This is a genomic window from Enterobacter hormaechei ATCC 49162 (genome assembly GCF_001875655.1).
GTDB lineage: Bacteria > Pseudomonadota > Gammaproteobacteria > Enterobacterales > Enterobacteriaceae > Enterobacter > Enterobacter hormaechei.
In genome coordinates, this window is the sequence record NZ_MKEQ01000004.1 from 50,793 (window position 1) to 60,332 (window position 9,540).

Here is a 9,540-nt window from a genome sequence, read left to right on the forward strand (position 1 = left end):
GCTTTTGATGAGAGAGAGGTTGTTGGCGTTCTTGTACCCAACCTCTTTGGCAATGGTAGCCTGACTTTTAGGCGAGATTGTGATTAACGAGTCAATGTAAGCTGCGTAGCGACCTTGTTTGATCTCTGTTTCGTTGGTAGCCATGTAGTGAACCTTGCGTGTTTTGTTTATCTCTGGTAAGTGCTTACTGATATTACAGCAAAGGCCAGGGTTGTAAAGACTTATCTATTTAATTTCGATAGGCACAAAACCCCGGCATACCGCCATTATACTATGGTTTTTAGGCAATTTGTCACTATTCGCTTACAGAAAAAAGTAAGACGTATCTGATATAGGTGCATTCCATATTGATACAATAGGTAGTAGTATTGCCGAACTTTCAAATGTGTTCAGTTGGATGATATGAAATGAAAAATATAACTTCTAAATTGACCGCCCTTGAGGTTGGACACGCATATGCGATTGGACTAGATGGCGTCGCGACGATCCTGACAGAACTAGAATCTGAAGAGCTTCCCGTGGAGATGGTTGATACGACGGTTTTCACTTTTGAGCTAAAAAATAAACATTTCACTCTCATCAATACTGGTTGCGGCTCCCTTGCCGTGAGAACCATTTAAAACACATTCCTGCCTATAGATGCCTGTACGAACAGCTTAGTTGCCTGTTCGTACAGTGATAAATTACGCACATCAGAAAACAAATTGTTTTAATAACAAGGAAATTCTCATGTCCAAAGCCATGACCAGATCTGTGCTGAAAGAGGTACAGGACTTTCGCGACTGCGTAAAACGAGTTGTAGCGATGCTATCAGGCAAACAGATACCTGTTGCAGAGCGAGGCAATGAAGCATATGTCCGCTACAACCGGCGCGGCGAACCAGTGCTGGTAAACATCCCATCTATACCGGACGACGCGTCACCAACCCTCATGAACGCAGTACGTGGTTTTCTCGACCATGAGGTAGCCCATATCCTCTTTACTGATCCGAAAGTCGCAATGAAGATGCGCGAGAGAGGAAAGGCTCCGTCTACCGGGCTTTGGAACGCGCTGGAAGACGTTTTTATTGAACGCAGAATGGGACAGGTATTCAACGGAACTCGTCGCAATTTGCTGGCCACACAGAACCTGGTGATCGACAAATACTTCAAGGGCAAAGTGTCAGAGGCGGTTTCAATCTGCCACGGCGACCAGCGTGAATTGTTCCTGAAATTCTTCCTTTGCCCGGTCGTTCGCGCCTGGGATGGCCAAAGCCCTTTCATCGACTTTATGGAAGAACACTGGCACCTCATCGATAAGCCTGTAGCCTTGCTCAAAGAGCATGGTATCGACGTGGCCGTTCGCAATATGTCGAACACAGAAGACTGCGTGAAGGTCGCAGCTGCTATCGCCCAAATCATGCAGGATATGAAAGACAAGCCAGAGGGCAAATTACCAGAGCTTAAATCGTCTGCTAGGAAGCCGTCGAAGAGTGAGGACGAGTCAGAGGAAACCCCAGAAGCCGGTGACGAACCGACTCATAGTGAATCAGCACCAAAGCGTACCAAAGGCGAAGACGACGACAAGGAAGAGCAAGAAGATGATGCCTCAGAAGAGGAAGAGTCTGGGGATTCTGATTTGCCTGAATCAGTAGATAAGGACTTACCTACAGAGGATAAAGAAATTAGTGATACAGAAAGTAAATATACAGAAGCAGGCGAAGAAGAATCAGGAGACACCCCAGAATCCGATGATGCCGGCATGGAATCAGGTGATTCTGATGACGAAGGTGGTAGTGATGACACTGGCTCTCCAACGCCTGGTGATGGCATTCGCGAAGACGCCGATGACTCCGATGGTTATGGCTCTGGCGCCGCTGGCGATAGTGATGGTGATGACGGCGAAGACTCCGATGCCAGTCACGGGGAGTCGGAAGGAGAAGGCGAAGAGGAAGATGACGCCGCCGATCACACAGACGGCGAAGGTAAAGAAAATGAGGATGCCGCGGAAGCGCCTGAAGACAGTGAGTCAGGCTTTGTTCCTGCTCCGGATGAAATGACTCTGGAGGACGCACTCAAGGCGCTCGACGAGATGGAAGACGGAACAGGCGAAATGACCGAAGACGCACTGTCGGCCACCATCAGCAAAGAGCTTATGAGCACCTCACTTTCTGAGTATCGCCCATACGATCGTTCATACGACTTTATCGGGTTGATTGATGAGGCTGAAGAGCATGTAAAGCGCACCAGAAAGACGTTTGGCGCAATCCCAATGCACTCACCGGTCGATCGCTACCGCATGGTTCCGGAAGGCAGAAGGCTCTTTGAACTGAAAATCGAAAAACATCTGTCAGCAGGCGTTTCTTCGACTCTGGCCAAAGACCTGGAGCGAGCTATCGCCAGCCGCAATCGAGTCCAGTTTATCCCAGGCCAGAGACGTGGACGGATACATGGCGCGAACCTGTATCGTCTGGCAATGAACGACGACCGCGTGTTCCGCAAGAAAGAAGACCACAGAGCGGTGAACGCGTGCGTCCAGCAGGTGATCGACTTGTCCGGCTCAATGGGCGGCAGGAAGATTCAACTGGCACTCGCCAGCGCCTACACCATTGCGGATGCTCTGGATCGTATCAATGTGCCTAACATCATCACCGGCTTTACCACGTTTGGTAGCCCAGATTATGAAACCATGTCGAAGCGCGGGTTTACTCGTTTCGAGGCGCTAATGCTGCCCATTATCAAAAACTGGAATGAGAAAGCCAACTCTCCAGAGATCCGCGCCCGCATGGGCTGCGTGTGTGAGACGTTCCCCCTGCTCAATAACGTCGATGGTGAGAGCGTCGCGCAGCTGGCGACTCTGTTTGCAGGGCGAATGGAGGACAAGAAGATCATGCTGGTTATGAGCGACGGGGCGCCATGTGCTGCAGGCGATGGGTTCCATCAGCATTTGCGAACCGTCACCAAAGAAATTGAGACGTTGAGTGACATCGATTTGATGGCTATCGGCGTTCTGACCGACGCACCACGGCGTTACTACAAAAATTACGCACTGGTAAACAGCGTAGAAGAGTTAGGGCCGTCAGTCGTCACAGAGCTATCTCGTATCATTCTTGGGTAATTGGTTTACCCGTAAAAATAAGTAATCACTTACTATACAGCCTAATATATTTATATAAGATATACCCCACGAACGACAAACAGTAAGGAAAAACACATGACCGCTACTGCACTACAGCAAGAAGAACATTTGCCAGAAGCCATCGTCTGCAAGTGGTGTGGCAAATCCTTTCATTACCTGAAATCCCATATCTCTATGGGCCGCTGCGAGAACATTCCTGAGTCCGCGAAAGGTCTGGACGTGGACGAGGTGGTGAAAATGTACACTACTGCGTTTCCGGATGAACCAACGATCTCTCGCACGGCACTGGCCAAACTCAATGAGAAGCGTGCCGAAAAGCATTCAGGTGAAGGAAAAGTGGCGGACATTAGCGCACATCCGGGCTACGCAGGAACGGTCGAATACAAGACCGAACTGGTGGCCGCGCACGAGCTGCTTGGCGTAACGATCAAAGAGCTGGGAACGCCACGCGGAAAACCACTACAGGTGACAGTCAACGTCAACACGCCATATCCGGAGTTCGTACCGGAAGCGAAGAAGAACTATGTGTATGGCGACTTCGACCTGATTAAAGACATCTTCATGATGCTGGAAATCGGAATCCCAGGCTATCTCTGGGGTCATGCAGGAACCGGTAAATCTTCTCTTCCTACGCAGCTATGCGCCCTGCTGAATCGACCACTGATCCGCGCCCAGCATACGGCGTCTATGGAAGAAGCACACGTTACAGGCCAGATCCTCGCTCGCGATGGCTCCACCTACTTCGAGCCTGGTTTGCTGGCGCTGGCGATGAAAAATGGCTGGGTGTACCTCGCTGATGAATATGACTTCGCGTTCCCGCAGATTCTGGGTGTGTACCAGCCAGTTCTTGAAGGAGAACCGCTGATCATCAAAGAGGCAACTCCGGACTGGCGCCGTATCACTCCGCATAAACGCTTTGCCTTCATTGGCACTGGCAACACTAACGGCTCTGGCGACGAAACGGGTCTCTATCAAGGAACGAACATCCAGAACGCGGCGAACTTCTCGCGCTTCGGCATTGTTTCGAACGTGAAGTACATGAGCACTAAGGCTGAAGTCAACATGCTGGCTGAGGCTGGCGTCATCCGCGAATACGCCGAGAAGATGGTGAAATTCGCGAATCTTGTCCGTGAAGGTTATGAACAGCATCTGATCAGCCAGCCAATCGGCCCTCGCGAGCTGCTGCTGTCCGCAAAAATCGGAATGATGCGCGGTGATTTCTCTGCCGGCATCGAAAAGTCGTTTATCAATAAACTTCCATCCACGTCTGCACAGGCAGCGCGTGAAGTGGTTCAGAAGATCTTCGGTTAATCGTGCGTAAAGGATGTTTCGGCTCTCTTATCGCAGCGTCTGAAACTGGCCGGGCTTGTCTGGCGTGTCCGGATAGGCCCGAGTGCCACCAGTCAGCCAAAGAGGTTGCGATTTCGATGTATGGGAAGTTCGTTGGCTTCCCCAATGACAAAATCAAGAAAACCAGAAAGGTAAAAACACATGAAGGCTCTGATGGTCAGAACTGACTTCTCCCTGGGAGAGTCGGCTCTAAAAGCAGAAAACGCGGTGAAAATCGCGAGAGACGCTGGCTACACCGCTGTCATTTCCGCTGACAGCATGAACATTGCCAGTGTGATCCCCCTGCAGCGTGCCGCTGGCGACGACATGGCGGTTATTTGTGGTGTTAAGCTGAATGTTGTCGACGATCCGACATACGAGCACCGCGCCCGCCTTGCGAAAGAGTCAGGGGGATGTATGGAATCATTGGTACGTGATCGCAGCTACTGCTTCACGGCACTGATAAAGAATGAGCAAGGTTATCGCGACGTGTGCGAACTGATGACCTTAGCCAACAAGCGCGAGCAATTCTACTTTGTCCCGCGTCTGGCGCTTGACCAGCTGGCGGCCGCATATGCCAAAGGCAACATCATCCTGCTGACGTCTGACATTGGCAGTGTATTCCAGCGCCAGGACTTCGCAAAGATTATCGGGACGCTGGTCACAGCTGGAGGACGCGATAACTTCTACAGCGTGGTTTATCCGCACCCTACCCCATTCTACGACCAGATTAACGTCCGGGCGATGAAAGTGGCGAGCGCACTGAAAATAGAGCCAGTGGCGTTCTACCCCGCTTATTACGAAGCGGTCGACGACGCTGACATTAAAGACATTGCGCACATGGTTACGAACAACATCAAAATCGATCAGCCGCATCGTCTGCGTATTCCCCACCAGCGAGATAACGCCGTTAATGGTCGCCGCCATCTCCTTGAAGCGCTGAAAGCCTTCTCCGTTCGAATGGATGTGCCGGTAACAGCTGCAATGGCCTCAACAACGCAGGACACCATTATTGAAGCCTGCACATGGCGCTGGCATGAATTGCCACCAGCACTGCCCAAGATGGCAGACGACGAGCCTGCAACGCTGATGAAGCTGGCTGTCGCGGGGCTGCGTAAGCGTCTTACTACCAAAGAGTTTGGCTACACACCACCGGCTTCTGAGCACCGTGTGTATGTTGATCGCCTGAAGTACGAAATGGACACACTGACCCGCCTGGGCTTCTGTGGTTACTTCCTGATGGTGCGCGACCTGATGAATCACAGCCGTGAAACTGGCATTCCTGTCGGGCCAGGTCGTGGTTCCTCTGCCGGTTCTCTGGTGGCGTGGTGTATAGGCATAACCAACGTCGATCCTATCCGTCACGGTCTTCTGTTTGAGCGTTTCATCAACCCTGAACGTCTCGACTTACCGGATGCGGATCTGGACTTCAGCCAGGCACGTCGTCATGAGGTGATCGAGTATCTGAATGAACGCTATGGCGAAGATTACGTTGCCGGTATTCCGAACTTCACCTATCTGGGCGCCGCTTCTGCGCTGCGTGACACTGCGCGTATTTACGGTGTCGACGCTGCGGATATGGCGGTATCCAAAGAGTTCAAGAATCTGGAAGACGATAGCCTGTCTCTGGAAGAGCTGCGCGAGCAACTGGCCAGCCTGGACAAATACGCCACGAAAAACCCGGAAGCGTTCAAAGCGGCGTGTAAGCTGCAAAGCCTGATGCGTGGTTTTGGTCGTCACGCTGCGGGGATGATCGTCGCTGGCGTTCCACTGGTAGAGCGCACGCCCGTCGAGCTGCGTGGCAATGCTCGCTGTATTGCGTTCGATAAACGTTACTGCGAGGCGATGGGGCTGATTAAGCTGGACGTTCTCGGTCTGGCCACACTGGATCTGCTGGATAGCGCGAAACGCTACATCAAAGAGAGTACCGGGGAAGACATCAATCTCGATGCTATCCCACTGGACGATCGCAAGGTTCTGGATGGGTTCGCTGCAGGGTACACGCAGGGCGTATTCCAGCTGGAGTCCGGCCCCATGCGCAAGCTGCTTAAAGATCTGGGCGGTGGCATTGAACCAATGAGCTTCAAAACCGTTGTCGCCACGACCGCACTCTTCCGACCTGGCCCGATTCAATCCGGCATGTTGGACGACTATGTCTCGGTGGCCAAAGGCTTCATGGCTCCACAGTCGCTGCACCCGGTACTGGACGAACTTACCGCGGAAACCAACGGCGTGATTCTGTATCAGGAACAGACGATGAACGCGACACGATTGCTGGCCGGCTTCACGATGGCCGAAGCAGATGGTGTGCGTAAAGCGATCGGTAAAAAGGATATGGAAAAGATGAAGAGCATGGGCGAGAAGTTCGTCGTTCAGGCTCAAGCTGGTTGGATCGACGTTGAGATGGAAGACGGCACAACGCAGCGCATTCACCGCGCGGAACACTTCAAATGTGAGGACGGCGCACTGCGGACGGTCGAAGAAGCGCTGGAGGCAGGTGTGAAATTGCCTATGGCTGCTGTACGCGTTACAGGGTCACAACCCGGCTTGTCTGAGACGAAAGCTAAGGAGATCTGGGATGCCTTCGAGAAGAACGGTGCGTATCAGTTCAACAAATCACACTCCGTTGCCTACTCGCTGATCAGCTATCAGTCTATGTGGCTAAAAACGCATTACCCCGCTGAGTTCTTCGCAGCTGCGCTCACCATTTTGGGCGAGGATAAGCACCAGGGGCTGGTTAAGGATGCGCTGACCTATAGCATTCGCGTATTGCCACCAGACGTTAACGTGTCATCTAACCGAATTGAGATCCGCACGCTGGAAGACGGCAGCCAGGTACTGTATGCGCCCTTCTCTGCTGTGAAAGGCTGCTCTGAGAATGGTTGCCAGGCCATCATGAGAGCGAGAGAGAAAGTTGGCGGCAAATTCGAGTCACTTGAGCAATTTGAGGAAGCGGTCGAGAAGCGTGCGTGCAACAGCCGGGTACGCGAGTCACTGCAAAAAGTAGGTGCGTTCGCATCGATTGAGCCTGGCAGTCTGCCAGCGACAGATCCGGAACGACTGCGCGACCAGGCAGAGTTGATGGGCAATCTGGTGATCGACGCTGTAAAAGCCTCTCGACCGTTCGAGATGAACCCTAAGCGCTCTGCTGAAGTGAATGTACTGATGACTCGCATGGCGGCCGAAATGGGTCTGGGAGACGACCTGATCCGCCCAAGCATTGGCATTAAGCCGAAAATCATGGTCATTCTGGACAACGCGAACGGCAATGATGGGCGTACCGGTTACTTCATGGAGAACGGCTACGACGACTTTAAAGCGAAGTTGCTTACTGCAGGCGATCTGCGCATGGGCGATCTCTACGTCACCGGCGTGTGCAAAAAGGTGAAGGACAAAGAGAAGGACTACACCAAAGACGAGATCGGCCAGTTCACCGACTTTATGCGTGAAGAGATCAATCTGGTGCGTCCGACCTATGTGCTGACGTGTGGCAGCCGGGCGACGTCACTCTTCAACAACAAGAGCAAACCATCCGACCTGGTTGGACGCAAAGAGTATCTGCCAGAGCTGGATGTGACCGTTTTCTACGGATTTAACCCAAACATTTTGTACTTTCGCCCAGAAGAAGGCGAAAAGCTGGAAGCAATTCTGGCAGAGGTAGCGGAGACTATTAGCAAATGAATAAAGAGAACACCATGAACGAGGCACAGAAGATTGCACAAGCGCTGGCGGCTATCCCAGCGGATTTTCAGGATAAAGCTGTTGCGGCCACCATGCGGTCGCAGTTCTGGGAAATCATCGACTGCCCGGTCACGTTAGATCTGGCGCTGGCGTTCGCCGGGCTGGATGGTGCCGATAAAGTCAGTCGTCTGCGTAAATGTGCCAGAGCGCTGGCGCTTAAAACGCAAGATCCGAAGGCGTGCCAGTATCTGCTGGAGATCTACGAATCGGATAATCCAGAGGAACAGTTGGAGGCGTTCAAAGTGTTCCGCAATCGGCTGGTGCTGAAGGTGGCCAAAGAGTTTATGGAAGTGAACAAGATTGGCGATGTGAGACAGTACAGGCTGAAACGCCAGACCAGAGTCACGCTATCCAACATTTTTGGTAAGAAAGTCGCATAAAGCAAAAACCCGCCGATTGGCGGGTTTTTTCATGCGCATTCGGCGTGATGACGTCGACGTGCGATAAGAGCTACCGCGATCGACTCAACTTCTTGAAAATCTTTTGAAGCGCTTGCACGTAAGGCAAGATTCCATTTACTCAGCACACGAGCGTTATTTACCAAGTTGCTGTCTTCTTTTAATCGACCGTTCTTTAGTAGCCATTCGGCTACATCAGCCCAATCCCAAAGTGGAGATTGGCCTTTGATTCGTTGGATAGGGCAAGGGAAGTCTCCGCTACCACGAGTGCCATCTTTCAGCATCGCAATCGCCTGGCGAGACATTTCTGTTATTTCTGCAATGTCGCTCAAGCCTACAAGGGCAGAGTCGACAGATTCAACAATAGCGCCGATTCCGGCTGATTCGATATTGTCGACCGCTGATGCAATAGCTGCATCCAGCGATTCAGCTTCGCGGTCGAACTCAACATAGACGGAGTTTCCATATGCGCAAATCAGCGCATCGTCACAGCCGCTTTCGTACAGCGCGTCTTCCAGTCCTTCGGTCTCATACGTTACGCCTGAGAGTGTCAGAGTGAAGTTATAAAGCGCCATAGTACCTCTTCGTTTAGTATTCAGAGTATTCTCTTATATTCGGTAAGGAGTGGTTGTCGCCACTCCTTACCGGGCAAAATCACTTGCAGTGTTTTACGGTGCTTATGATTCGCTTGGCATGGTTTTCAGCACTTTTCGGCGTCGACCATACACTCATTTGGTGATCTCGGTGTTCACCTTCTGGATTGCCACAACGCAACCTGCAAAAGCAGTGAGCAGAATCGCCCGGTGCAACCCAAACCCAGCCTTGGTCTAAAGCATATTCAATGGCCGCTTGAATGTGCTTGTTCGAATGTTTCTTCATTCGCCTCCGACAATATTATACTATTACCAGCGTTGACATCTGTCAACGGCGAATGAAATTCATCCGTCCATGTCCC

The 9,540-nt window shown here is 51.8% G+C and carries 7 protein-coding genes and 1 pseudogene; 5 read left to right on the forward strand and 3 right to left on the reverse strand.

Annotated elements, in window-relative coordinates; all coding sequences use genetic code 11:
* Nucleotides 1-144, reverse strand: a pseudogene (locus BH712_RS23850) (XRE family transcriptional regulator); the annotation flags it as partial.
* Nucleotides 145-407: 263 nt separating this feature from the next.
* Here BH712_RS23850 and BH712_RS23855 point away from each other — a divergent pair.
* From BH712_RS23855 to BH712_RS23880, 5 genes are all read left to right on the forward strand, one after another.
* On the forward strand, nt 408-620 hold the full coding sequence (locus BH712_RS23855; protein WP_004110118.1) for a hypothetical protein: 213 nt from the start codon (nt 408-410) through the stop codon (nt 618-620).
* A gap of 109 nt (nt 621-729) precedes the next feature.
* Nucleotides 730-3,096, forward strand: a complete 2,367-nt coding sequence (locus BH712_RS23860; RefSeq protein WP_006812566.1) for a cobaltochelatase CobT-related protein — start codon at nt 730-732, stop codon at nt 3,094-3,096.
* A 96-nt stretch (nt 3,097-3,192) separates the two neighbouring features.
* Entirely contained in the window at nt 3,193-4,428 is a 1,236-nt protein-coding gene (locus BH712_RS23865; RefSeq protein WP_004110112.1) for an AAA family ATPase, read from the forward strand.
* 180 nt (nt 4,429-4,608) lie between these two features.
* Nucleotides 4,609-8,127 carry a DNA polymerase III subunit alpha gene (gene dnaE, locus BH712_RS23875; RefSeq protein WP_006812565.1) on the forward strand — a complete coding sequence of 1,173 codons (3,519 nt, stop codon included), beginning with the start codon at nt 4,609-4,611 and terminating at the stop codon, nt 8,125-8,127.
* On the forward strand, nt 8,124-8,567 hold the full coding sequence (locus tag BH712_RS23880; protein ID WP_002213143.1) for a DUF7740 domain-containing protein: 444 nt from the start codon (nt 8,124-8,126) through the stop codon (nt 8,565-8,567). Before dnaE ends, BH712_RS23880 begins: the two co-directional genes overlap by 4 nt.
* Before the next feature lie 29 nt (nt 8,568-8,596).
* Here BH712_RS23880 and BH712_RS23885 read toward each other — a convergent pair whose 3' ends face one another.
* Both BH712_RS23885 and BH712_RS25245 read right to left on the reverse strand, forming a co-directional pair.
* Nucleotides 8,597-9,160 carry a helix-turn-helix transcriptional regulator gene (locus tag BH712_RS23885; protein WP_006812564.1) on the reverse strand — a complete coding sequence of 188 codons (564 nt, stop codon included), beginning with the start codon at nt 9,158-9,160 and terminating at the stop codon, nt 8,597-8,599.
* Between the two features lie 79 nt (nt 9,161-9,239).
* A complete protein-coding gene (locus tag BH712_RS25245) occupies nt 9,240-9,464 on the reverse strand; it encodes a hypothetical protein (RefSeq protein ID WP_006812563.1) in 225 nt (74 codons plus the stop codon).
* Between the last annotated feature and the right edge of the window lie 76 nt (nt 9,465-9,540).